The organism is Hoylesella timonensis S9-PR14 (assembly GCF_000762405.1).
Lineage (GTDB): Bacteria > Bacteroidota > Bacteroidia > Bacteroidales > Bacteroidaceae > Prevotella > Prevotella timonensis_A.
Genome location: NZ_JRPQ01000160.1, coordinates 1 through 24853 on the forward strand (window position 1 = coordinate 1; position 24853 = coordinate 24853).

The window sequence follows — 24853 nt, forward strand, 5'->3', positions numbered from 1 at the left end:
AAAACGTCAGCAACATGAGCGGTATGTTCTCTGGCTGCCAGGCATTGACATCGCTCGATGTGAGCAAATTCAATACCCAAAACGTCAGCAACATGAGCGGTATGTTCTCGGGATGCAAGGCATTGACATCGCTCGAAGTAAGCAACTTCAACACCCAAAACGTCACCAGCATGATTGGCATGTTCCGTGACTGCAAGGCATTGACATCGCTCGATGTGAGCAACTTCAATACCCAAAACGTCACTTACATGGGCAGCATGTTCTCTGGCTGCGAGGCATTGACATCGCTCGATGTGAGTAACCTTAACACCGAAAACGTCACCAACATGTCTTGCATGTTCTCTGGCTGCCAGGCATTAACATCGCTCAATGTGAGCAAATTCAATACCCAAAACGTCACGGATATGGGCGGCATGTTCGCTGGCTGCGAGGCATTGACATCGCTCGATGTGAGTAAATTCAACACCCAAAAGGTCACCGACATGAGCAATATGTTCAATGGCTGCAAGGCATTGACATCGCTCGATGTGAGCAATTTCGACACCGAAAAGGTCACTTACATGGACGGCATGTTCCTACACTGCAAGGCATTGACATCGCTCGATGTGAGCAACTTCAATACCGAAAACGTCACCCACATGGGCGGCATGTTCTATGGCTGCGAGTCCCTGGCCACGATTTTCTGCAACCGTAACTGGGAAGATGGTCATAAAGTTAATGATAAAAGGATGTTTTATGACTGTACGCAGCTGAAAGGTACCTACACTTCGTACGATGCAAGCAAAACGGGCATTGAGATGGCTAACCCCACCACGGGTTACTTCACAAGCAAGACTACAGGTATTGACTACGTGAAGACTGCCGACCGGGCAGGCGAGGAAAAAGCATACGACCTCAGTGGCAGTCGTGTGAACGAGAGCTACAAAGGCATCGTCATTAAGAACGGAAAGAAATATATTCAGAAATAGAAGTTCTATCCCAACCTAACGAAACACTCCACTCCATCCTCCTATAGGAGAGACGGAGTGGAGTGTTTTCGAATGGTTACAAACAACGACGGAGATAAATTCCAGAAGCATCACACCATTTCCCGGATATGTTTCTGAGCGTGATAAATCACGCCCCTACGGGTGGCACCGATTATCTTCAATTCAGTAGGGGTAAGTAAATTCTTCTAAGGGACAATCATCAAAGTAGCGCAGCTGCCCGTGCAATCTCTTTCAGCTTATCTGCCAATGTTTTATCCGTTCTCGCCGTTTGCATATTGTATTTCAGCTGCAATTTCATCAGCGACTCTGCTGGAACATCTAAGGCAGCCTCAAACATCAGTGCGGTGGTGGTGCTCAGTGAGCGACGACCATTCAATATCTCATTCAGTACGGAATAGCCCATACCAATACTATCTGCAAACTTACGCTGCGAGATGCCCCTAGCTTCAAGTTCATCCTTCAACACCTCACCAGGGTGTGTCGGATAAAAGCCATAACCTAAACTTGCCATATCTATTTATTTATAATGGTTTGACAATTCCAAGATGTTGCAAATGGTAATCAGCCTTTCCTTACCGACTGTTTCCGAACGAAACTCTATGCGATATTGATCATTAACCCGCACCGACTCACGACCTGCCTTATCTCCAACCAATTTCTCGTAATGAAGTGATGTGAAGCGATACAGGTCTTGCGTGCTGTCAAGCGACTCCATGAGGTTCAGGACTTTGATGTACTTTCGTACAATCTGAGGCTGAAAGCGGTGCTTCTTATCCTTGACCCTGCCCTCATAGAACAATTCTCGTAGATAGTCTTGCTCAAAGGTTATTTCCATCCTTACCTATTCTTTTGTGCAATGATAGTGCAAGCCGAACACAAAGAAAACTTGTTTGCTTTGTTAAGGCGCAGCCTATCTTCTGCAAAGATAATCATACTTTTTGAATGTTCGCAATTTTTGCGAAGAAAAATATTAGCTTTTCTATATTTCTACAGACTGGTGACACTCTCTATCTTACTTATATATTCCCTATTGTGTCGGTGAGCGTTCCTCTCATGGATAGCTGCACGATACAAATCAGCAATCGTGGCAGCCAATGCTCCCAAGATTCCGACTGTGAACTTAAAAATCAATAAAACATGTTTATCAAACTGCCTGCTATAGTGACACGGTATATGCGCTGTTCACGTGTTGATTTTTTGCTAAATAAAGTATTCATCAATGTTGGGGTATGCAATGTTGTGGTGGCAAATGTAGCAATTATTGTTGAGACAGAGCATCGGTAACTCGAATTTTTGAGTAAATTCGTCTCGCACACAAAAGAGCACAGCGCCATTATTGAAGAGCAATATTGATGCAACAAAAAGCACCCACATCATGGCAAATGTATAATGAGTGAAACGCTGTTTTGGAGAAAAATAGATGCTGAATTTTCTTTACAAAGTGCTTCTCAAAACTCGCATCAAAACAACCAACGGCAAAGTGGGTCGCAAATACGCGAGTAATGAGCGAGGTTTGTAATTCGTTGTTATTGTGAACATTACGCCAACATCAACTCTTTTCTTTCCTATTTTTACCGCTTTTTGGCGGCTGAAGCATTGAGATAGTCCCACTATTTGCATGCTTTAAGGCTGTTGTTGCATGTGAATAACACCTCTAATACATGTTTCCAAGACCGTTAAGTCAACATTTTCACTTGAAAAGACGTTTATTTTGCCAAAATCAACACATTTTTGTAGAGCGTTTGCCTATTGATTTTTTCTATTTTGAAGATTTTAGATGGTCGATTTTTGGTAAAATAATAGGACAAAAGCAACGGCTACCTTGAGCAAGAAGAAAAAGAATGAAAAAATGCTCAAACAAAATTTTGGATAAATTTCTCACGCTCGCAAATGAAAGAATAAATACACATTTAACTCGTTCAATCGAAATTTTAGATAAATTTCTCACGCTCGCAAATGAAAGAATAAATTCTCATTTAACTCGTTCAATCGAAATTTTGGATAAATTTCTCACGCTCGCAAATGAAGAATAAATTCTCATTTGGCTCACTAAATCGAAATTTTGCACTATCTTTGCAGAAGATAGGCTGCGCCTTAACAAAGCAAACAAGCTTTCTTTGTCTTCGGCTTGCACTATCTTTGCATTGTATACAATTATATTGAAATAACGACATGTCATTAAAATGTGGTATTGTAGGGTTGCCAAACGTGGGCAAGTCTACCCTATTCAACTGCTTGTCGAGTGCCAAGGCACAGGCAGCAAATTTTCCTTTTTGTACGATTGAGCCCAACGTGGGCGTGATAACAGTACCCGATGAACGGCTCACCAAATTGGCAGAGATTGTGCATCCGGGACGCATTGTGCCTGCCACATGCGAGATAGTGGATATTGCAGGATTGGTAAAGGGAGCGTCCAAAGGCGAAGGCTTGGGCAATAAATTCTTGGGAAACATACGCGAATGTGATGCGCTGATACACGTTATCCGCTGTTTCGACGATGACAACGTGGTACGCGAAGGCGGTATGGCGGTGAATCCCGTCAGTGACAAAGAGGTGATTGACACTGAATTGCAACTCAAAGACTTGGAAACCATTGAGGCACAACTATGCAAACAGCAAAAAATAGCTGCTTCGGGCAACAAGGAAGCCAAGACGCTTGTTACCGTATTAGAAGCCTACAAGGAGGTGTTGGAACAAGGAAAGAACGCACGGACGGTGTCGTTCGATACCAAAGAGGAAGAGGAGGCTGCGCACAACCTGTTTCTGCTGACCACCAAACCCGTGCTGTATGTGTGCAATGTGGACGAGGCAAGTGCCAAAGAGGGCAACGCTTATAGTGCCCAAATAGAGAAAATTGCCCAAGAAGAGGGTGCCGAAGCCATGGTGATTGCCGCCAAGACAGAAGAGGATATTGCGTCTTTGGAGACCTACGAGGACAAGCAAATGTTTTTAGAAGAGTTGGGATTGACCGAAAGTGGCGTGAACCGCCTCATCAAAAAGGCTTATTCGCTGCTCAACCTGCAAACCTTCATCACGGCTGGCGAAATGGAGGTAAAGGCTTGGACGTACCACAAAGGCTGGAAAGCGCCACAATGTGCGGGCGTCATCCATACCGATTTTGAGAAAGGTTTCATCCGGGCAGAGGTCATCAAATACGATGATTACATCAAATATGGCAGCGAGAGTGCCGTCCGTGAAGCTGGAAAATTAGGTATCGAGGGCAAGGAATATGTGGTGCAAGACGGTGACATCATGCACTTTAGATTTAATGTTTAACAATCGACAATTAGGCTAATAAGGCTAATAGGCCCAATAAGCCCAATAAGCCCAATAACAAAACAATATGATAGACCATCTACTTTACATCCTGTGGAATCCTGATTTAGAGATATTCCGCATCGGCAATTTTGCCATTCGTTGGTATTCAACTTGCTGGTTGATAGGACTTGCCTTGGCATACTTCATCGTGAAATGGCTCTATAAAGACCAAAAGGTGAAGGATGCGTATTTCGATCCGCTGTTTATGTATTGCTTTTTAGGCATTTTAATCGGTGCCCGATTGGGACACTGCTTGTTCTATCAGCCCGAATACTTTTTGTCTTCGTGGACGCATGTCGTCGAAATGTTCCTGCCTATTCACCAAATGGCAGACGGTTCATGGAAGTTTACAGGGTACGAGGGATTGGCTTCGCATGGTGGTACGATAGGACTCATGGTGGCACTCTATCTGTACTATCGCAAAACAGGCATGAACTTGTGGCATGTACTCGACGACATTGCCATCGCCACTCCTATCACTGCGTGCTTTATCCGTTTGGGCAACCTCATGAACAGCGAGATTATCGGCACACCAACCAATGTGCCTTGGGCTTTTATTTTTGAGCGGGTAGACATGACGCCACGCCACCCAGGACAGTTGTACGAGGCGATTGCCTACTTTTTCTTCTTCTTCGTCATGCTGCATTTCTACAAGCGAACCTCCAAAGAGGTGGGCACTGGCTTCTATTTCGGCTTGTGTCTGACCCTCATTTTCACGTTCCGCTTCTTCATAGAATACACCAAGGATATACAAGTTGACTTCGAGTCGGGCATGATTTTCAACATGGGACAACTGCTGAGCATTCCTTTCATCATCCTTGGCATTGCCTGCATGAGGGGTGGAAAATGGATGAAAAAGTTGGGAGCGAAATAATATTTTCTCCCCTACACTAAGACTTACCGAAGCATCCACCCTATTTTGAAAGAAAGAAGGTGGGTGCTGATGAACAAAATAACGATTAACAAACCTTTTATTCATGACTAACAAAACCTTTACCTTATTGGCGTTCTTAGCCTTGAGTGGTGCTTCCATGGCACAAAACAGAGTGGAAAAAGAACTTTCCTCATGGCAATTCTCTCGCAATGGCGATGCTTGGCAACCAGTAACAGTGCCACACGACTGGGCTATCAAAGGACCATTTGACAAGCAGTGGGACCGCCAATTCTTGGGTATCACGCAAGATGGACAACGCACCCCTATATGGCACACGGGACGTTCGGGTGGACTGCCTTGGTTGGGACGTGGCGAATATCGCACCACCATCAACGTGCGCGACCTCGATGCACGCACAGAACTTTATTTCGATGGTGCCATGAGCGAACCAGTTGTCTATGTCAATGGCACGGAAGCGGGTCGGTGGGCATATGGATACAACGCTTTTCGCATCGATATAACGCCCTACTTAAAACGTGGGGACAATGAGATACTGGTCAAACTGAACAACTTGGAGGAGAGCAGCAGATGGTATCCGGGAGCTGGACTATACCGCCCAGTCACGCTGATAACGACCAATAAAACCTATATAGACCCTTGGCAAACGTATTTCCGCACCCTCTCTGTTTCGCAACAGGGAGCAGAGATTGCCGTGAATGCACAAACCAAAGGACTCAGAGAGAACGACAAACTCAAGACGCACATTATCCTAAAAGACAAAGACGGTAGGACGGTTGCACAGAATACGGTGGAAAACGATGCGAAAGGGGATGTGGCAACGACGTTCAACATCAAGAATCCACAACTTTGGAGTCCCGAACATCCCTATCTCTACACGTTACAAATCTGCGTGAAACGAGGCAGCAAAACCTTGGATGCGACCTCACAACAGGTGGGAATCCGCACCATATCCATTACGAAAGAACACGGTTTTCAGCTCAATGGCATCACACGAAAGTTCAAGGGCGTTTGTCTACACCACGATTTAGGACCTCTTGGTGCGGCTGCCAACAAGGCTGCCATGATTCGACAGATACGCATCATGAAAGATATGGGTGTAGATGCCATCCGTACTGCGCACAACATGCCTTCGCAAATGCAAATGCAGGTGTGCGACTCCATGGGGATGATGGTCATGGCAGAGAGCTTTGACGCTTGGAAAGAGCCAAAGGTAAAGAATGGTTACAATCGATTTTACGATGAATGGTGGCGCAAAGACCTTACAAATCTGATTTTAGGGCATCGCAATCATCCATCTATCGTGATGTGGAGCATTGGCAACGAGATACCCGAACAAGCCAACCAGCAGGGCACAGAGCGCGCCAAAGCCATGGTGAAATTTTGCCATAGCCTCGATTCTACACGCACCGTCACTTGCGGTGTGGACAATCCAGAGGGCAGCGCCAATTGCGGTTTCTATGCTGCCACAGACGTACCGGGCTTTAATTACCGTGTCTTCCTTTACGAAAGACTCATCGACAAGCTGCCACAAGGGTTCTTGTTGGGTTCGGAAACATCGTCAGCAGTGAGTTCAAGAGGGGTATATAAATTCCCTGTAGAAGAGAAAAACATGGCTACCTACGATGACGGACAATGCTCATCGTACGACGTGGAGAAGGTGAGTTGGGGCAGTTACCCCGATGAAGACTTTACCAAACAAGACGACCTGCCCTACTCTATCGGTCAATTTGTGTGGACAGGCATCGATTACATCGGTGAACCCACTCCTTATTACAGCTATTGGCCCTCACGAAGCAGCTACTTTGCACCAGTCGACTTAGCAGGCTTGCCCAAAGATCGCTATTACCTGTATCGCTCGGTGTGGAACACTTCCTCTCCCACCCTACACATTTTGCCACATTGGACATGGCATGGACGTGAGGGAAAAGTAACACCCGTGTACTGTTATACGAGTTATCCCGAGGCTGAACTCTTTGTCAATGGCAAGAGTCAAGGACGCATCAAGAAGAACAAGGCATCCAAATTAGACCGCTACCGCTTGCGTTGGAACAACGTAGTGTATGAGCCAGGCGAACTGAAGGTAGTGGCTTACGATGAAAAGGGCAAGGAAGTGGCTCAACAAACCATTCACACCGCTGGTGCGCCTCATGCACTCAAGATTGAAGTAGACAAGCAACAGCTCGCAAACGACGGCAAGGACTTGCTGTATTACACCATTAGTATGGTAGACAAAGACGGCAACCTCTGTCCCGATGCCAACGACCTATTGCTCTTTGAAGTGTCAGGTGCTGCCCGTTTCAAGGCTGTCTGCAATGGCGACGCCACGTCATTAGAGCCTTTCCACTTGCCCAATATGCACCTTTTCCACGGCAAATTGGTGGTAACAGTGCAAAGCAACGGACTGAAAGGACAGGTGCATTTAACCGTCAAAGCCCCTCAATTAGGAATCAGCGCACAGCACACGCTGTAAATGAAAGAAAGAGATGGTTAAGGAAGGGGGTTCCTATTTCACCCCTCTTTCCCCTATATCTAAAATGACGCAGTGCGTTTGAGGCGTACTGCGTCATTATTCTTATGCATAAAAAGGTAACAGATCAACCTCAATTTCCCTAAAATTGTACCTCTATAATCTTATCAATGCAATCCTTCGACAATGCTGTTGGCAAGGTAAGCACCACCCCTGTCTGACATCTTTCCACCTTTACTGGCTGTTTGGTGTCATAGACAAAGGCTTTCTTGATGCGCTGTTTGCCAATGGGCAATAGCAAACTACGGTCGTGCAGATTTAGAATATGCACAAAGAGACGATTGCCTTTCTGCGTGGTAACACCCCAATCGTGAGGCTTCACCATGCCCCCTCGAGTGCCATAAATCGTTTCTCCATACACTTTCATCCACTGTCCCACCTTCTGCAAGCGTTCCAAAGCCACAGCAGGGAGTTCACCATCGGGCTGTGGGCCAATGTTCATCAACAGGTTGGCGTTCATGCCAGCCGCTTTGACGATGTAACGTATCAAGGTAGTGTCCGACTTATAGTCCTGGTCGGTAATCTTATATCCCCACATACCATTCATGGTCTCGCACGTTTCCAACGGCAACCTACTGATGTCTTGTCCCGACAAACCAGCATTGTTCTCACCAGGTAAATCTCGTTCGAATATCTGAATGTCCTCGCCTTGAAAAGGAGTGGTGTGATGATTGTTACCCACCAAGCACGCAGGTTGTAAGCGATGAATGAGCTGATATTGCCCTTCCAGTTGCCAATCGAAATCGGGTTGCTGGTCCCACCAACCGTCAAACCATATCGCACCAATCTTTCCATAGTTGGTTAAGAGTTCGGTAAGTTGGTTGTTCATAAACGCATAATAGTGCTGCCAATTGCCTTGAGGGTTGGGACGCCCTGTTCCTCGTCCTGTTCTTCCCCACACTGCATCCTCTCTGTACCAGTCAATATGCGAATAATACAGATGCAGTCGGATGCCTTGTTTGTGACATTCGTCTGCCAACTCCTTCAAGATGTCGCGCTTGAAAGGGGTTGCATCTACGATATTATAGTCAGAATACCGAGTCTTGAACATAGAGAATCCCTCATGATGACGGGTGGTAAAGCAAATATACTTCGCTCCCGACGCCTTGATTGCCGATACCCAAGCAGCTGCATTGAACCGAGAAGGATAAAAACCCCCTGCCAGTTTAGCATACTCTTTGTAGTTCAAATTCTTGTTGGTCATGGTCCACTCGCCCGTTGCCAACATGCTATACAAGCCCCAATGCAGGAAAATACCAAACTTAGCATCTTGAAACGCTTGACGCGAAGCCATATTCTCTGCCGTTGGTTGATAATCATGAGCTTTCGTTGTCGTAGCTACCGATTGTGCAAAAGCTGACACTGACAAGCACAAAGCCAATGCCAAGGAAAATAATTGATTCATATATTAGAATGTTATTTGGTTATTCTGCCCCAATGATTTTCTTGATTTCGTTGAGTTTGTTCAATGCCTCCATGGGCGTAAGGTTGTTGATGTCAAGGCCGAGTATCTCATCGCGCACCTGACACAGCACAGGGTCGTCCAGTTGAAAGAAGCTCAACTGCATGCCTTCCCTGTTCTCTTCCAAATGTTTCAGGTTGGGCTTGCCCACCGAACCCACCTGACTGTTATCCGACTCTAATTGTTTTAGAATTTCATTAGAGCGTTTGACGATGCTTCGTGGCATGCCTGCAATCTCAGCCACATGAATACCAAAGCTGTGTTCTGAGCCGCCACGTTCCAACTTACGCATGAAAATCACCTTGCCATCTGCCTCTTTCACACTCACATTGTAATTGTGAATCCTCGGGAAATGCTTCTCCATTTCGTTCAATTCATGGTAGTGTGTGGCAAAAAGCGTGCGCGCTCGTGCCCTCGGTTGCTCGTGCAAGTACTCCACAATCGCCCACGCAATGGAGATACCATCGTATGTAGACGTTCCTCTACCCAACTCATCGAAGAGCACCAACGACCTGTTGGTCACGTTGTTTAGGATATTTGCCGCCTCTGTCATCTCCACCATGAAGGTCGATTCACCCAAGGAAATATTGTCAGAAGCCCCTACACGTGTGAAAATTTTATCCACTAAACCTATTTTAGCGCTCTCTGCAGGCACGAAACACCCTATCTGTGCCAATAGTACTATCAACGCCGTTTGGCGCAACAGCGCCGACTTTCCAGCCATATTGGGTCCTGTAATCATCATAACCTGCTGTTTCTCCGCATCTAAGTAGATGTCGTTAGGCACGTAAGTCTCACCTAAGGGCAGCTGCATCTCGATGACTGGGTGGCGACCTTGCTTGATGTCAAGGACATCGGTAGCGTCTATTTGCGGACGCACATACTGGTTTTCCTCCGCCACCTGCGCAAAGCCAAGCAGACAATCCAAATGGGCTATCAGGTTGGCATCAAGCTGTATCTGCGGAATGTACGGTTGCATATCGACAATGAGTTCACGAAACAGCTTGTCCTCTAACATCATGATGCGCTCGTCAGCCCCCAATATTTTCTCCTCATAAGCCTTCAGTTCCTCAGTAATGTAGCGTTCTGCCTGTGCCAATGTTTGCTTGCGAACCCAGCTCTCTGGCACTTTGTCCTTATACATGTTGCGCACCTCGAGGTAATACCCGAATACGTTGTTATATCCCACCTTCAGCGATGCGATGCCTGTCCGCTCTACCTCACGCTCCTGTATCTGTATCAGATAATCCTTACCGTTGCGCGATATTTGTCGCAGCTCGTCGAGTTCGGTATCATAACCATCGGCTATCACCCCTCCCTTGTTCACCAACAAAGGCGGATCGGGTTGTATCTCGTGTTCAATGCGATCGCGAATGGTCTCGCAAAGTTGCAACTGTTCGCCAATTCTCCGCAAGCTCTCGTTCGATGCTTTCATGCAGGCAGCCTTCACGGGTTGCAAGGCTTGCAGCGCATTCTTCAATTGTACCACCTCTCGGGGCGACACTCTGCCCACAGCCACCTTTGAGATAATGCGTTCAAGGTCGCCTATGCGTTGAAATTGTTCACCCACCAACTGTCGGAAATCGGGGGCTTTGAAGAAATAATCCACCACATCCAAGCGTTGTTGAATGGGCGTTACGTCCTTCAGGGGAAACACCATCCAGCGGCGAAGCATACGTCCTCCCATGGGTGTGATGGTCTTGTCGATGATATTCAGCAACGACCGTCCCCCCTCTTGCATGGTGTCAATCAGCTCGAGTGAATGAATGGTAAACTTGTCCAACCGCACGTAGCGTTCTTCTTCGATACGAGCAAGCGACGTGATGTGCCCGATATTGGTATGTTGGGTAATCTCCAAATACTGCAAAATGGCGCCCGAAGCCACGATACCGCTTTTCATGTGCTCTACACCAAAGCCTTTCAGCGACTTGGTGCCAAAATGCTTGAGCAGTCGTTGGCGTGCGCTCTGTTCGGTAAACACCCAGTCTTCCAATTCAAAGACACAGTATTTGGTGCCAAAATGGGTATCAAAATTGCGCTTGTCATTGCGGTCGTACAGCACTTCTTTGGGCGCAAAGCTGCCCAATAATTTCTCTACATAGTCATAAGTACCCTCACCTGTGAGAAATTCGCCTGTTGAAATGTCCAAAAAACTCACGCCACAAGCCGCCTTGCCAAAATGTACCGCTGCCAAGAAGTTATTTTCCTTGTAGTTCAACACATTATCCCCCATCGCCACACCCGGCGTCACTAACTCGGTAATGCCACGCTTCACCATCTTGTCAGTGGCGGAAAGTCCCTTCTTACCTTTCAGTTCCTCTCGCTTTTTCTTCGGGTCTTCTAATTGGTCGCAAATAGCCACGCGCTTGCCAGCCCTTATCAGTTTGGGCAGATAGGTATCAAGGGCATGGTGCGGAAAACCAGCCATCGCTGTTTCGCCACTATTGCCACCATTGTTTCTCTTCGTGAGCGTGATGCCCAAGATGCGCGAACCCTCAATGGCATCATCGCCATACGTTTCGTAAAAGTCGCCACACCGAAAGAGCAACAGCGCATCGGGGTGCTGCCGCTTCATGCTGAAAAACTGTTTCATCATTGGTGTAAGACCTTTATCTTTCTGTGCCATAGGGGAATATTTCTATTGAATTTACAAAGTTATCAAAAAACGATTGGTAGGCAAAATAATTGAGTCATTTTTAGTAAGCAATAAGTTATTCATCGCAGCACTTTCATTTTAGAATCGTATTTTTACAACGAAAAAACACCAATAAAACAACATTTGTAAACCTATTGATATGCTACATTGAAGGAAAATTAATGCTGAATTATCTTTACAAAGTGCCTCTCAAAACTCGCGTGAAAACATCCAATGGCAAAGTTGGTCGCAAATACGCGAGTTATGAGCGAGTTTCATAACCTGTTGTTATATAAGACATTACGCTTATACCATCTCTTTTCTTTCCTATTTTTACCACTTTTTGTCGGCTGAAGCATTGAGATAGCACCATTATTTACATGCTTTAATGCTGCTACTGTATGTGAATAACACACTTAAAGAGTGTTTCCAAGGGCGCTATTTCCATGTTCCAACTTGAAAAGACGTTTATTTTTCTCAAATCAGCCCATTTTTGCATCCCGTTTACCTATTAAAATTTTCTATTTTGAAGATTTTAGATGGTCGATTTTTGGTAAATTTATAGGACAAAAGCTCTTGTTTCCTCAGCCAAAAATAACAAACTGTAAACAACACAAATTTTTCATTGAAGGAGTAATTATTATTGAAACAAAAGAAAAAAGATTGTTTTTCACCACCAACCACTTTTCTTAAATGAAAGAAACATAAGTATTGATGACCAAGTCTACATCCCGAAACTTTAGTAATAAAATGCAGGAGATATTGTCGTTTGTTTATACCCTGTTTATACCCAGTAAAATAATAACGGCTGACAACTCATAGAGTATCAGCCGTTATTTGTACCCAGACCCGGGCTCGAACCGGGATGGGTTGCCCCACTGGTGTTTGAGACCAGCGCGTCTACCAATTCCGCCATCTGGGCTTAAATGCGGGTGCAAAGATAAAAGGTTTTTTCGAATGCAGCAAACATTTTTAATAAAAGTTTGCTATAAATGTTTTTTATCGTTGCTGAACTTGTTGCTGTAGAAGGGATTTTTCTTAATGATTAGCTAACCAACGAATCGTAGAAATAAGGGTAATAACGCTGAATTTTATTGACACACCACGGCTTAGAATTCGCTTATTAACTTTATTTGCTGGTATTTTTTTCATGAGAAGAAGACAAATACCATCTGTATAGCGTTCTTAATTATCGGTAAAAGGTAATCCAATTGGTACCGTAATCTTGCTTTTTTGGATGTATGTACTGCACAATTCCTTGATTGTTACGATACCAAGAGTAATTCCAACCCTCACCCATATCTAAGTATAAGGCTTGTGTAACACCGTATCTACCTAAAAATTTGATGAAATCGATGAGCAACAAAGGCTGCCGCGAGTCTATTATACACAGTTTTCTCTTGCGCTCGCACAAAGCCCGACAAATATTCTTTCCCACAACATTGGCAGGCATACGTAGTCCGTTATTGATTAACATCATTTGTCCAAAACCCATACCACTTTCATCAGCTGCCTGTGCCACTTCGACTGCGTAATCCTGATAAACAAACTTCCATTGGCGATGTGCATACACAAAAGCACCTGTGTTTGCCTTACAAGGGTAGCCTTTATGGTAAACTCCTCCGCTGATATGGTTTCCAGCTATATTTTCATGGCTGAATTCCTTTTTAACTTGACCCGTAAACGCTGCCGCACACACCATGATAACTGATGTATCCGTTGGCTGTGGCATCGTTCCACACACCAAATCTATGCGCTTGAAATGTGGATAATAGATTTGTAACTGCTCGGTTGAATCCAAAGTAATATGATGATAAATCTGAGTTGTGTCTACCATCGCATCGTTACTGGAAAGAGACGAACTCATAGGATGGAGCTGCTTTTGCTCGTTACAACTACAAATAATTAAAGCCGTAACGAGACCTATACATCCTATCTTGCATTGATAACTCATCATTCTGCAAAGGTAGTATTTTTTAACATGAACCATAACTAACCTGTGAGTTTTCTATAAAATTCACTTTTTATTCATTTTATATTTCTTTTTTTAGTAATTTTGCTACCTAAATAGCATTTGATCATTATTTCAAGTAGAAAATAAAGATATCCTATGGAATACAATTTCAGAGACATTGAAAAGAGATGGCAACAAGAATGGGTGAAAAACAAAACTTATCATGTTGTAGAAGACAAGCAAAAACAAAAGTTTTACGTACTTAACATGTTCCCTTATCCCTCTGGTGCAGGGCTACACGTGGGTCATCCCTTGGGCTATATTGCCAGTGATATTTATGCTCGATATAAACGTCAACAAGGATTTAATGTGCTGAACCCCATGGGATACGATGCCTATGGACTGCCTGCCGAACAATATGCTATACAAACTGGTCAGCATCCAGCTATCACCACCGAGCAAAATATCAAGCGATATCGGGAACAATTGGACAAAATAGGATTTTCGTTCGATTGGGACAGAGAGATTAGAACTTGCGACCCCAAGTATTATCATTGGACACAATGGGCATTCATAAAGATGTTCCAGTCGTATTATGACAATGACTTACAGAAAGCGCAGCCCATTACAAAACTGATACAGCACTTTGAAACAAAGGGTACTGACGGTTTGAATGTGGCACAAAGTGAAGACTTGTCCTTTACAGCCCATGAATGGAAAACCATGAACGAGCAAGAACAGCAAACCATATTGATGAATTATCGCATTGCGTATCTTGGAGAAACCATGGTTAACTGGTGTGCTGGATTAGGAACAGTACTGGCAAACGATGAAGTTGTTGATGGGGTGAGCGAACGTGGAGGTTACCCTGTGGTACAAAAGAAAATGCGCCAGTGGTGTTTGCGCGTGTCAGCGTACGCACAACGTTTGCTCGACGGACTGGACAACGTACAATGGACGGAATCCTTGAAAGAGACGCAACGCAACTGGATTGGTAGATCGGAAGGTGCAGAAGTACGATTCAAGGTTGCTGACAGCGACATTGAGCTCACCATTTTCACCACTCGTGCCGACACAATGTTTGGTGTCACCTTCATGGTATTGGCTCCCGAAAGTGACTATGTTTCACAAGTTACGACTTCATCACAAGCGCAAGAAGTGCAAGCCTATGTAGATGCCACCAAGAAGCGCACCGAACGAGAGCGTATCTCCGACCACCGAGTATCGGGTGTGTTTACAGGTAGCTATGCTGTGAATCCACTCACGGGCGATAATATTCCTATTTATGTGAGCGACTATGTATTGGCAGGCTACGGAACAGGTGCTATCATGGCTGTTCCAGCGCACGACAGCCGCGATTATGCTTTTGCAAAACACTTTGATTTACCTATCATTCCACTGATTGAGGGAGCTGATGTGAGCGAAGAAAGTTATGATGCAAAGGAGGGAACGGTAATCAATAGTCCAATAAAAGGAAAACAAACCACCTTCAGTCTCAATGGCATGCAGGTAAAAGAGGCGATTGCTGCCACCAAAGAATACATCACCAAACAGGGCTTAGGGCATGTAAAGGTGAACTATCGCTTGCGTGACGCCATTTTCTCTCGCCAGCGTTATTGGGGCGAACCATTCCCTGTATATTATAAAGGTGGTATGCCTTACATGATTCCCGAAAACTGTTTGCCTCTCGAATTGCCCGAGATAGATAAATACGAACCTACAAAAACAGGTGAGCCCCCATTGGGACGTGCCACAAAATGGGCATGGGATATTGAAAAGAATGTAGTTGTTGACAAGTCTCAGGTAAATAACACTACTGTCTTTCCACTCGAACTGAACACGATGCCTGGTTTTGCTGGCAGCTCAGCTTACTATCTCCGATATATGGATCCACATAACGAAGAGGCATTGGTAGCTAAGGATGTAGCAGCTTACTGGCAGAATGTAGATTTATATGTGGGTGGAACAGAACATGCAACGGGGCATTTAATCTACTCAAGGTTTTGGAACAAGTTTTTACATGACTATGGTTATTCTTGCAAAGAAGAACCCTTTGAGAAGTTAGTAAATCAGGGTATGATACAAGGACGTAGCAACTTTGTGTATCGTATCAATAATGATGACCATTCGGCTGCACCAGTATTTGTCTCATTAGGATTGAAAAATCAATACCAAACCACGCCCATCCATGTGGATGTAAATATAGTACATGGCGATGTGTTAGATATAGAAGCTTTCAAAGCGTGGCGACCAGAATACAGAAATGCAGAATTTATCTTAGAAAATGATAAATATATTTGTGGTTGGGCGATAGAGAAGATGTCGAAATCGATGTACAACGTTGTCAATCCTGATATGATTGTAGAACAGTATGGTGCAGACACGTTACGACTGTATGAAATGTTCTTAGGTCCTGTTGAGGCAAGCAAACCATGGGATACGAATGGTATAGACGGTTGTCACCGATTCTTGAAAAAGCTATGGGGATTAGTTTACGAAAATAGAACCGATAAGTTCTTGCCCAACGATGACGCTCCAACCCCTGAACAACTTAAATCTGTGCACAAATTGATCAAGAAAGTAACGGGCGACATTGAACACTTTTCGTATAATACAGCCATTTCTGCATTCATGATTTGTGTAAATGAGTTAACACAAAGCAAATGCACAAACAAAGAATTACTTAAAGACGTCATCAAGCTATTGGCACCCTTCGCCCCACACATTAGTGAAGAACTGTGGCATGCACTTGGAGAAACTACCACTGTTTGCGATGCACAATGGCCAGAATGCAACGAAGAATACCTCAAAGAAAATGATATTCAGATGACAGTTTCGTTCAATGGAAAGGCTCGTTTCCAAAAGGTTTTCTCGATAGATGATAGTAAAGAGGAAATTGAAAAGAAGGTACTTGCCGATGAACGCACACAAAAATACATCGCAGACAAAACAATTATCAAGACGATCATCGTTCCAAAAAAAATCATTAATATCGTACTAAAATGATTAAGAATAAAGAATATGTCATGAATGAAGTGAAAGACTATGTCTTCATTACATTGGGTCTTTTACTTTACACTACCGCATTTACCATTTTCTTGTTGCCATACCAGATTGTAACGGGTGGTGTTACTGGTATGTCAGCCATTGTGTATTATGCCACGGGCTTTAAGTTGGAAAACACTTATATGATTATCAACTTTACGTTGTTAATCGTTGCGCTCAAGATTTTGGGCTTCCGATTTATGATGAAGACAATCTACGCTATCATTGCCCTTTATTTCATGTTAATGTTTGCACAAAGTCTAATGCCTTTGGATGCTAACGGAAACTTTATCAAGGTATTGGGCGAGGGACAAGACTTCATGTCAATGGTCATTGGATGCTGTATCACTGGTTCATCACTGGCTGTGGTGTTTCTCAACAACGGTAGTACAGGAGGCTCGGATATCATTGCTGCTTGTGTCAACAAATACAAAGATATGTCCTTAGGACAGGTATTGATATTAGTAGATATCTTTATAGTCAGCAGCTGTTTCTTCTTCCCACAGTTTGGTGAAATGGCTGAACGCGCTCACAAAGTAGTATTTGGTTACTGCACCATTATCATCGAATGCTTCATGCTCGACTTTGTGTTTGCCCGTCAACGACAATCCGTTCAATTTATGATTTACTCGAGAAAACACGAAGAAATAGCAGAAATTCTATCTCAGGAAACCGACCATGGACTGACTATTCTTGACGGTCACGGATGGTACACAGGACAAGAAATCAAAGTAATCTGTTTGTTGGCTCGTAAAAATGAGAGTCAACTCATCTTCCGACTCATCAAAATGACCGACCCAAACGCTTTTGTCAGTCAGAGTTCTGTCATCGGAGTATACGGCGAGGGATTTGATCAAATCAAGGTAAAAGTAAAGAAAAAACATGAAGATCGTATTCGCAACAAACAACAAGAACAAACTTCAGGAAATTCGTAGCATACTGGGAGAACGATTTGAAATAGTGTCTCTGCAAGATATAGGTTGTCATGAGGATATTCCAGAGACAGGAGAAACCTTGCAAGAAAATGCTCTTCTAAAAGCCAAATATGTGGCAGAGCATTATGGTTTAGACTGCTTTGCTGATGATACGGGGCTCGAAGTGGAGGCTCTTCATGGTGCACCTGGTGTTCACAGTGCACGTTATGCAGAAGGAACCGACCACAATAGCGAAGCAAATATGCAGAAACTATTGCACGAATTACAGGATAAAGAAAACAGAAAGGCTCGTTTTCGTACTGTCATTGCCTTGCTGCAACATCCCAAAAATCAACTAAAAGAAAACGTTGAAAATGCTTTTGCAGCTCCTGAAATACATTATTTTGAAGGACATATAGATGGTATCATTGCAAAAGAAAAACGTGGCAACGCTGGTTTTGGATATGACCCACTATTCATCCCCAATGGTTATCAGCAAAGTTTTGCTGAACTTGGTGAAACCATAAAGAACCATATCTCGCACCGTGCACAGGCTGTAGAAAAGTTAGCAGAATATCTTCATAGCAAGATTAATGAAACTCCATAACCCAATTGCAGCATGAAAACAACCTTCGTATCTGTCCTTCTCGTCCTTATGTGCTGTTTACAAGGTATGGCACAAATAGGAACATGGAAAGTATATCCATCCTATGACCATATTACAGATGTACAGCAAGCAGGATCTACGATTTATACATTAGCCTCAGGTGGACTTTTTGCGTATCATAAAAGCGATAATAGCGTCCAAACTTTTGACCGAACAACGGGGCTAAATGATACAGAAATTACGCACATTGGGTATAATAGGGCAGCCAAACGATTGGTTATTGTGTACAAAAATTATAATATAGATTTGCTGGATGACAACGGTAATGTGACAAATCTTTCAGATTACTATACTAAATCGCTAACCGTTGATAAAACCATCCATTCTATTTTTATGGATGGTATTTATGCCTATCTCGCTACAGGATTTGGCATTATGAAAGTTAATGTAAGAGATGCCGAAATAAGTGATACCTATTTTTTAGGCTTTCAAGTAGACTGGATTCATCAACAGCAAGACCAATTGATAGCAGAATCGTCCACAAAAGGGAAATATGCGGCAAAATTATCTTCCAATTTATTAGACAAAAAGAATTGGAATAGAATAGGAAATTATACCAAAAACACCAACCCAAAGGATGAAGTATTGATGAAGAAAATGGAGGAGTATCGTCCACACGGTCCTCAATACAATTACTTTTATTTCTTAAAGTTTGCTCATCATCAACTTTATACCACAGGAGGTGGATACGAACCAGGGGGCATAGATTTGTCACACCCAGGTATTATCCAAGTTCTTGAAGACAATCAATGGCATATTTATCAAGATGATATTGAGAAAATCACAGGATATTCTTATGCCGATATCAATTGTTTGGCTATCGATTCGAAAGATAAAAATCATGTTTTTGCTGGTGGTAGAACTGGACTCTACGAATTTCAAAACGGAAAACTTAAATCCTTTTATAACAAAGACAACAGTCTTCTCATGCCCGCTGTTGATAAAGGAAAGGAGCTTGACAATACGTATGTCCCTATCAATGGATTGGTATTCGATGAAAACCAACATCTCTGGATACTCAATAATCAGACAAAAGGACAAAGTATCCTTGAATTATTACCCGATGGAACGATGAAATCTCATCATCAAAAATCGTTGATGAAAAATGGATTAAGCCCCAGTTTGCTTCATCATCCTTATATAGACAGTCGTGGTCTACTGTGGTTTTCAAATGGAGATTATCGCTTTCCAGGCTTATTTTGTTATAACAGTAAAAATGAAGTATTCCATACCATTACCAATTTTATCAACCAAGATGGTACTTCTATGACTCCCACAGCTGTTAAATATGTAACCGAAGATCTTCAACACAACCTTTGGATAGGAACCAATATAGGACCTCTTTTATTGGAAGAATCGCAATTATCCCAGCTTCCTAATGTTACATTTACACAACCCAAGATAAATCGTAAAGATGGTAGCAATCTTGCCGACTACTTATTATCAGGGGTAGATATTACGTGTATTGCTGTTGACCAAAGCAACCGTAAATGGTTTGGAACAGGAAACAATGGGGTTTATCTAATGAGTGCTGACGGTAACGAACAAATACATCATTTCACCACTACCAACAGTGTATTACCCTCTAACCATATTCAAAGTATTGCGATTAACGATAAAACAGGTGAAGTGTTTTTTGGTAGCGACAAAGGACTTTGTTCTTATCACAGTGATGCTACAGAAGCTGTAGAAACGATGAACAAGGAAACGACTTATGCTTATCCAAATCCTGTAGAACCAGGCTATACAGGACCAATCACAATTGTTGGTCTCAGTTATCAAGCCGATATAAAGATAGTTACAGCCAATGGTACACTCGTTGCTCAAGGAAAAAGTAATGGCGGTACTTTTGTTTGGAATGGCACAGATATGAACGGAAAACCAGTTGCTTCGGGCATATATATGGTGCAAACAGCCGATCAACAAGGCAATAAAGGAACTGTATGCAAAATTGCTATCGTCAGATAAGTATTATATTTTTTATCTTTTTATTGCTGATACTCATCGTATTTGGTTATACACCGACAAACGATGGAGAAGGTTATTTGGAATATGCGCATACCTGTCTCACTTATGGAGAACCTTATCCTTGTACTCCTAACATACAAGGAGAACCCTTTATATGGAATATTGGACAAATAAATTTGGTGATACTCTCACTGTATTTATTCAATTCTATCGTTCCAATCCTTGTCTTGATGTGCTTACTCAAAGCTTGCTCGGCTTATCTACTGGCACGTATTACTCAAAAACTTTTGAACGAACGAATAGCACTCATTGCTATTTTACTGTATATATGCTACCCTAATAATTGGGGACAAAGTACTACGATTCTTTCTGAAATACCTTCTGTCACGCTCTTATTATGGGGAATATTTCTTATTCTTCATTCTTCGCACTATCAACAGCTTTTTATAGCTGGTTTTATCATGGCGTTTTCTAACTGGTTTCGACCGCTTGGAGTGATTTTTATAGGTACATTTATTTTATATTTTCTTATTTTTGAACGACAAAAATGGTGGCGTAAGGCAGGTAGTCTTCTTACAGGATATTTACTTTTTATTACTGTCGTTGGAACGAGTTGCTGGTTACGCACTGGTTATTTTCTTTATCAAAGCGACACCTTATGGTTTAATATGGTGGCAGCTACTTATGAAACAAGTGTTGAACCTCATTACAATGCCGAAATGTATCCTAAGGGAACGCTGAGATATATTGAAGATAGGGAGCATAAAACAGCCATTGAATGTAAGGATATTTGGAAACAACGGAGTATCAACTGGCTAAAACAACATCCATTGACGTACTTGAAAAAAGTTCCAGGAAGATTATTTTATATGTATATGAACGATATGGACAATATTTCTGCTTTCTTATCTGACAAATCAAGCGCAGAAAACAATTACATCACACTCCCTTATCGTAGCTTACTGAAAAACTTGAAGCATCTTACACCTATTCAATGGTTGGGACTTTATAATATGATTTTTTATTGGCTCTTACTACTTTCAACTATATTCTCTTTTCATTTTTTGCGGAAAGAGAAGCAATATAAAGTACTCTTTCTAACGCTTAGCATCCTTGTGGGAGGCTCTTTGGCTTTGGTATTGGCTGTACACGGTGAAACAAGATTTAAGGCTCCATTCATGCCTTTTATCATCATGACCGCTGCTATCAGTATTGCCCAATGTTATGGTAAGAAACCTTACCAAAAGAGAGGGTAGTAAAATACACAAAAATTGTATTTTGAAATTTCGTAGACGTTATCCACATACCTTATATATTTTATATTTTTTATTTCTTATAAAAGAAAACAAAATAGAAGGTATGATGTACTGTGGATTTGTTGATAAATAATTAGTGAAATGTTTGGTAAATTGTTTATCCACCTTTCAATGTTAGTTATACTTATCTTTCAATAATATCTTCTCTTTGATTTTCAGAGTTATAGGGTAGTTATACACATTCTATTCTTTATCGAGGGTAGTGAATAAGTTGATATCTTTTTTGATGAAGAAACTGTGGACAAACTGTTGAAGGACGTTTTATAAAAGGGTAGATATCCACAATAAGTGGCTTTGAAATTATAGAGGGTGGAAAAGTATCAACTTATCAACAGAGTTATCCACCTGTTTATCCACCATTTTTGTGGTTAATATTATGCAAGTAAAAAAGTAAATAAATTGTACAAAAAACAAAGCATAAAGTGGTTGAAAAAATGAAGCATAAAGATAGTTTTATTGTAAACATGACTTAAGGGCATTATCTACATGACTTAAGCCCCTTATTTACATGACTTAATGCCCTTATCTACATGAGTTAATTTTAACGTTGTAACTTATTGGTTGACAATTTATTAAGAGATACAAAAAAAATAGCAATGAGAGATGAATAATACTCATTGCTATTTTAGAAAAATCTTTACTTGATGAAACTATCAAGTGTATTTTTTATTTACTCTTCTACTACAGAGAAATCTTCTTTTCCGACACCGCAGAGAGGGCATACCCAATCTTCTGGCAGGTCTTCAAAAGCTGTTCCAGGTTCGATACCGCTATCTGGATCACCTTGTTCTGGGTCATATACATAACCACAAGTTTCGCATACGTACTTTTTCATAATCTTGTTTGTTTTAATTAATAATTAATGTAACTTATCTTTACGAGATAATATTTTATCAACTTGTTGAATAATTTGTTCTGGTTTTATTTGATATAAGCAAGCGTAGTCTTTTCGACGGCAAGGTTTTTCACCATATATAGAGCATGGACGACATGGTAAGTCTGTTTGTACAGCATTGTCAATGCTTTGGTTCCAACCCATGAATCCTGCATAAGGATGAGTGGCACCCCAAATACTGACAACAGGTGTGTTCACCAATGACGCCAAATGCATGTTGGCACTATCCATGCTTATCATGACATCTAATCGAGACATCAATATTAGTTCTTCTTGTAATGAATGCAGGGTAGTAGGGACTACGGTACAAGAAGGATATTTTTTAGTCCATTGCAAAAATACTTTCTTTTCTTGATTACTGCCTCCGAACAAAAAAAGGCGTGCTGTTGGATATTTTTTTAGTAAGCCTTGCAGGGTTTGTTCCATTTGTGTCAAGGGGTAAATTTTACCCGTATGCGCTGCAAAAGGTGCTAATCCTATCCATTTTTCGTTCTCTTTATAGTTGCCTATTTTAGGTATTAAAGATGTAAATGCTTCGTTGTTGGTCGGGAATATAGAATTAAAATTTAATTTTATGGGATATCCTAATTCAGACAGTACATCAGCATAATTTTGAAAAGCAGATTGAATGGGCTTTAATACTTTATTTTGATGATGAATAAGTTCACGTTTTTCAGAGCGATGTTTGTCAATATGTGCCACTTTGAAGCGATCCATAAAAAACCTCATTCGAAGGTATTTAGACCGCAGAGTGTCATGAAAATCTGCCACGGCAGTGAATTGTTTGGCTGTAAGGCGACGATAGAGTTTGTTTAGTCCTCTAATTTTTCGATATTCGTGCTTTAAGTCAGCCGCCATAAAATCCACATTTGGCGCCAAATTTTCAAAGAAAGCTTGCGCATAAGGTCTGCTTAAGACGCTAATGCGAAGTTGTGGATATTGTTGTGCCAAAGAATAAATCACTGGCACAGTCATGGCTACATCGCCCATTGCCGAGAAACGTATAATGAGTAGATGCTCTGTTTTCATCTATTTTTTGTAGAGAACAGGATTGGTAGAAGGGTCGTTGTACATTTTCATTTGTTTGTACACCTTCATATACTTACGTCCCGCTTCGATGTCCTCAAGTAGTTGGTCAATGGCAGTTCCTAAGTCTTTTTGTTGCTCTAAAAGGACGTTCAGTTTAGAAGTGCACTTTAATTGATGTTCTGAAGAAGCATCTTTTCTTTCCGCTTGTTCTTTCATGTGGTAGATTTTCAGTGCCAATATCGACAGTCTGTCAATCGCCCAAGCTGGACTTTCAGTATTGATACGTGCATCTGGAAGTACCTGTACATCGCTATATTGTTGTCTGAAATAGCTATCTATCTGCTCCACTAAATCGGTACGGTCTTGGTTTGATTGGTCAATGCGCCTTTTTAGCGCCAGTGCTTCCACAGGATCAATGTGCGGGTCTCTAATAATATCTTCAAAATGCCATTGAACAGTGTCAATCCAACACTTCAGATATAATCGATTTTCAATAGACTCTCTATTATAAGGATTTTGAATTGGAGTATCTATATTATCTTTTATATGATAATCGTCAATGGCTTGATTAAAAATTTTGTTACATTGTTCGCTAAATGACATAATGTTTTGGTTTATGTTAATGTTGCAAATATAAATAATAAAAGGTGAATAGCAAAATAAAAGAACACGTTTTTTGTGTTTTCAAAATTTGGCTTGATATTGATAATTGATAGAAATTGGATGAATGAAATGAGTTGTTAGAACCTTAAAATATTTTTCAACGAATTGAGGAGTTAGTTCATGATAACTTTATCAAACACAGATATTTTCATTGAAATAATGCTTATAATTGCACAATAATAGTGATATTGTGCAAGAAATAGTACTTTTTTAGGCAAAATACTTGTAAATGTGAATAAAAATGTGTTTCTTTGCATCCGTATTTTTGATAGAGATTAAATTATAAACACTTAAAAGAATTACAATTATGTCTGAAATTGAAAGCAAAGTAAAAGCTATTATCGTTGATAAACTCGGAGTAGATGAAGCTGAAGTAAAGCCAGAAGCAAGTTTTACAAACGATCTTGGAGCAGATTCATTGGATACAGTAGAATTGATTATGGAATTTGAAAAGGAATTTGGTATTTCTATTCCAGACGATAAAGCTGAAAATATTGCTACGGTTGGTGATGCAATTTCTTACATTGAAGAAAATGCAAAATAATTAAAAGCCAAAATATAATTGAGCTGAGAGGA

Annotated in this window: 19 protein-coding genes and 1 tRNA gene; 10 read left to right on the forward strand and 10 right to left on the reverse strand. The window is 41.8% G+C overall.

Annotated features, from left to right (window positions below; genetic code table 11):
* A partial coding sequence (locus HMPREF9304_RS10150; protein WP_036928729.1) for a BspA family leucine-rich repeat surface protein occupies window positions 1-968 on the forward strand: 968 nt, incomplete at its 5' end.
* Between the two features lie 220 nt (window positions 969-1188).
* Here the strand turns inward: HMPREF9304_RS10150 and HMPREF9304_RS10155 are convergent.
* The 3 genes from HMPREF9304_RS10155 to HMPREF9304_RS14490 all read right to left on the reverse strand — a co-directional run bounded on the left by HMPREF9304_RS10155 (window position 1189) and on the right by HMPREF9304_RS14490 (window position 2120).
* Window positions 1189-1500, reverse strand: a complete 312-nt coding sequence (locus HMPREF9304_RS10155; protein ID WP_036928731.1) for a HigA family addiction module antitoxin — start codon at window positions 1498-1500, stop codon at window positions 1189-1191.
* Window positions 1501-1506: 6 nt separating this feature from the next.
* Window positions 1507-1824: a type II toxin-antitoxin system RelE/ParE family toxin gene (locus HMPREF9304_RS10160; protein WP_036928732.1), complete on the reverse strand. Its 318-nt coding sequence runs from the start codon at window positions 1822-1824 to the stop codon at window positions 1507-1509.
* A gap of 152 nt (window positions 1825-1976) precedes the next feature.
* The gene (locus tag HMPREF9304_RS14490; RefSeq protein ID WP_156104805.1) at window positions 1977-2120 is read right to left on the reverse strand and encodes a hypothetical protein; all 144 of its coding nucleotides are present in this window, start codon (window positions 2118-2120) and stop codon (window positions 1977-1979) included.
* A gap of 1041 nt (window positions 2121-3161) precedes the next feature.
* Between HMPREF9304_RS14490 and ychF the strand changes: the two genes are divergently transcribed.
* From ychF to HMPREF9304_RS10180, 3 genes are all read left to right on the forward strand, one after another.
* Window positions 3162-4265, forward strand: a complete 1104-nt coding sequence (gene ychF, locus HMPREF9304_RS10170) for a redox-regulated ATPase YchF (RefSeq protein WP_036928736.1) — start codon at window positions 3162-3164, stop codon at window positions 4263-4265.
* 67 nt (window positions 4266-4332) lie between these two features.
* A complete protein-coding gene (gene lgt / locus HMPREF9304_RS10175; protein WP_036928739.1) occupies window positions 4333-5181 on the forward strand; it encodes a prolipoprotein diacylglyceryl transferase in 849 nt (282 codons plus the stop codon).
* 103 nt (window positions 5182-5284) lie between these two features.
* Window positions 5285-7672: a DUF4982 domain-containing protein gene (locus HMPREF9304_RS10180; protein ID WP_036928742.1), complete on the forward strand. Its 2388-nt coding sequence runs from the start codon at window positions 5285-5287 to the stop codon at window positions 7670-7672.
* A 139-nt stretch (window positions 7673-7811) separates the two neighbouring features.
* On the opposite strand, the gene HMPREF9304_RS10185 is transcribed toward HMPREF9304_RS10180, so the two are convergent.
* From HMPREF9304_RS10185 to HMPREF9304_RS10200, 4 genes are all read right to left on the reverse strand, one after another.
* The gene (locus tag HMPREF9304_RS10185) at window positions 7812-9134 is read right to left on the reverse strand and encodes an alpha-L-fucosidase (RefSeq protein ID WP_036928744.1); all 1323 of its coding nucleotides are present in this window, start codon (window positions 9132-9134) and stop codon (window positions 7812-7814) included.
* Window positions 9135-9153: 19 nt separating this feature from the next.
* Window positions 9154-11817 (reverse strand): DNA mismatch repair protein MutS, encoded by a 2664-nt coding sequence (gene mutS, locus HMPREF9304_RS10190; protein WP_036928745.1) that lies wholly within the window; start codon window positions 11815-11817, stop codon window positions 9154-9156.
* An 849-nt stretch (window positions 11818-12666) separates the two neighbouring features.
* A tRNA-Leu gene (locus HMPREF9304_RS10195) sits at window positions 12667-12748 on the reverse strand.
* 267 nt (window positions 12749-13015) lie between these two features.
* Window positions 13016-13783: a hypothetical protein gene (locus tag HMPREF9304_RS10200; RefSeq protein ID WP_036928747.1), complete on the reverse strand. Its 768-nt coding sequence runs from the start codon at window positions 13781-13783 to the stop codon at window positions 13016-13018.
* A gap of 153 nt (window positions 13784-13936) precedes the next feature.
* Between HMPREF9304_RS10200 and leuS the strand changes: the two genes are divergently transcribed.
* Genes leuS through HMPREF9304_RS10225 form a run of 5 tightly spaced genes read left to right on the forward strand, consistent with a single transcriptional unit; the run spans window position 13937 to window position 21630 of the window.
* Window positions 13937-16786 carry a leucine--tRNA ligase gene (gene leuS / locus HMPREF9304_RS10205; protein WP_036928750.1) on the forward strand — a complete coding sequence of 950 codons (2850 nt, stop codon included), beginning with the start codon at window positions 13937-13939 and terminating at the stop codon, window positions 16784-16786.
* Entirely contained in the window at window positions 16783-17760 is a 978-nt protein-coding gene (locus HMPREF9304_RS10210; RefSeq protein ID WP_036928753.1) for a YitT family protein, read from the forward strand. The genes leuS and HMPREF9304_RS10210 overlap by 4 nt, the downstream gene beginning before the upstream one ends.
* Window positions 17708-18346: a non-canonical purine NTP diphosphatase gene (locus HMPREF9304_RS10215; protein ID WP_036928756.1), complete on the forward strand. Its 639-nt coding sequence runs from the start codon at window positions 17708-17710 to the stop codon at window positions 18344-18346. Before HMPREF9304_RS10210 ends, HMPREF9304_RS10215 begins: the two co-directional genes overlap by 53 nt.
* A 12-nt stretch (window positions 18347-18358) precedes the next feature.
* Window positions 18359-20374 carry a type IX secretion system anionic LPS delivery protein PorZ gene (gene porZ, locus HMPREF9304_RS10220; RefSeq protein WP_036928759.1) on the forward strand — a complete coding sequence of 672 codons (2016 nt, stop codon included), beginning with the start codon at window positions 18359-18361 and terminating at the stop codon, window positions 20372-20374.
* Entirely contained in the window at window positions 20350-21630 is a 1281-nt protein-coding gene (locus HMPREF9304_RS10225) for a glycosyltransferase family 39 protein (RefSeq protein ID WP_036928762.1), read from the forward strand. The genes porZ and HMPREF9304_RS10225 overlap by 25 nt, the downstream gene beginning before the upstream one ends.
* A 730-nt stretch (window positions 21631-22360) precedes the next feature.
* On the opposite strand, the gene rd is transcribed toward HMPREF9304_RS10225, so the two are convergent.
* The 3 genes from rd to HMPREF9304_RS10235 are packed head-to-tail and all read right to left on the reverse strand — an operon-like array spanning window position 22361 to window position 24217.
* Window positions 22361-22525, reverse strand: coding sequence for a rubredoxin (rd, locus tag HMPREF9304_RS14130; protein ID WP_081953695.1), 165 nt, complete (start codon window positions 22523-22525; stop codon window positions 22361-22363).
* A 24-nt stretch (window positions 22526-22549) separates the two neighbouring features.
* Complete coding sequence (locus HMPREF9304_RS10230; RefSeq protein ID WP_036928765.1) at window positions 22550-23614, reverse strand: glycosyltransferase family 9 protein; 1065 nt, start codon at window positions 23612-23614, stop codon at window positions 22550-22552.
* Window positions 23615-24217 carry a DUF4254 domain-containing protein gene (locus HMPREF9304_RS10235; protein WP_036928767.1) on the reverse strand — a complete coding sequence of 201 codons (603 nt, stop codon included), beginning with the start codon at window positions 24215-24217 and terminating at the stop codon, window positions 23615-23617.
* Between the two features lie 367 nt (window positions 24218-24584).
* Between HMPREF9304_RS10235 and HMPREF9304_RS10240 the strand changes: the two genes are divergently transcribed.
* Window positions 24585-24821, forward strand: coding sequence for an acyl carrier protein (locus HMPREF9304_RS10240; protein ID WP_008125219.1), 237 nt, complete (start codon window positions 24585-24587; stop codon window positions 24819-24821).
* Window positions 24822-24853: the final 32 nt, after the last annotated feature.

Bases quoted from the DNA above. Each gene is read 5' to 3' on its own strand.
- HMPREF9304_RS10200 (WP_036928747.1), bottom strand. From the start codon at position 13,783: ATGATGAGTTATCAATGCAAGATAGGATGTATAGGTCTCGTTACGGCT.
- HMPREF9304_RS10160 (WP_036928732.1), bottom strand. From the start codon at position 1,824: ATGGAAATAACCTTTGAGCAAGACTATCTACGAGAATTGTTCTATGAG.
- HMPREF9304_RS10210 (WP_036928753.1), top strand. From the start codon at position 16,783: ATGATTAAGAATAAAGAATATGTCATGAATGAAGTGAAAGACTATGTC.
- HMPREF9304_RS10240 (WP_008125219.1), top strand. From the start codon at position 24,585: ATGTCTGAAATTGAAAGCAAAGTAAAAGCTATTATCGTTGATAAACTC.
- leuS (WP_036928750.1), top strand. From the start codon at position 13,937: ATGGAATACAATTTCAGAGACATTGAAAAGAGATGGCAACAAGAATGG.
- ychF (WP_036928736.1), top strand. From the start codon at position 3,162: ATGTCATTAAAATGTGGTATTGTAGGGTTGCCAAACGTGGGCAAGTCT.
- HMPREF9304_RS10155 (WP_036928731.1), bottom strand. From the start codon at position 1,500: ATGGCAAGTTTAGGTTATGGCTTTTATCCGACACACCCTGGTGAGGTG.
- porZ (WP_036928759.1), top strand. From the start codon at position 18,359: ATGAAAACAACCTTCGTATCTGTCCTTCTCGTCCTTATGTGCTGTTTA.
- HMPREF9304_RS10230 (WP_036928765.1), bottom strand. From the start codon at position 23,614: ATGAAAACAGAGCATCTACTCATTATACGTTTCTCGGCAATGGGCGAT.
- HMPREF9304_RS10225 (WP_036928762.1), top strand. From the start codon at position 20,350: ATGCAAAATTGCTATCGTCAGATAAGTATTATATTTTTTATCTTTTTA.
- rd (WP_081953695.1), bottom strand. From the start codon at position 22,525: ATGAAAAAGTACGTATGCGAAACTTGTGGTTATGTATATGACCCAGAA.
- lgt (WP_036928739.1), top strand. From the start codon at position 4,333: ATGATAGACCATCTACTTTACATCCTGTGGAATCCTGATTTAGAGATA.
- HMPREF9304_RS10185 (WP_036928744.1), bottom strand. From the start codon at position 9,134: ATGAATCAATTATTTTCCTTGGCATTGGCTTTGTGCTTGTCAGTGTCA.
- mutS (WP_036928745.1), bottom strand. From the start codon at position 11,817: ATGGCACAGAAAGATAAAGGTCTTACACCAATGATGAAACAGTTTTTC.
- HMPREF9304_RS10180 (WP_036928742.1), top strand. From the start codon at position 5,285: ATGACTAACAAAACCTTTACCTTATTGGCGTTCTTAGCCTTGAGTGGT.
- HMPREF9304_RS10215 (WP_036928756.1), top strand. From the start codon at position 17,708: ATGAAGATCGTATTCGCAACAAACAACAAGAACAAACTTCAGGAAATT.
- HMPREF9304_RS10235 (WP_036928767.1), bottom strand. From the start codon at position 24,217: ATGTCATTTAGCGAACAATGTAACAAAATTTTTAATCAAGCCATTGAC.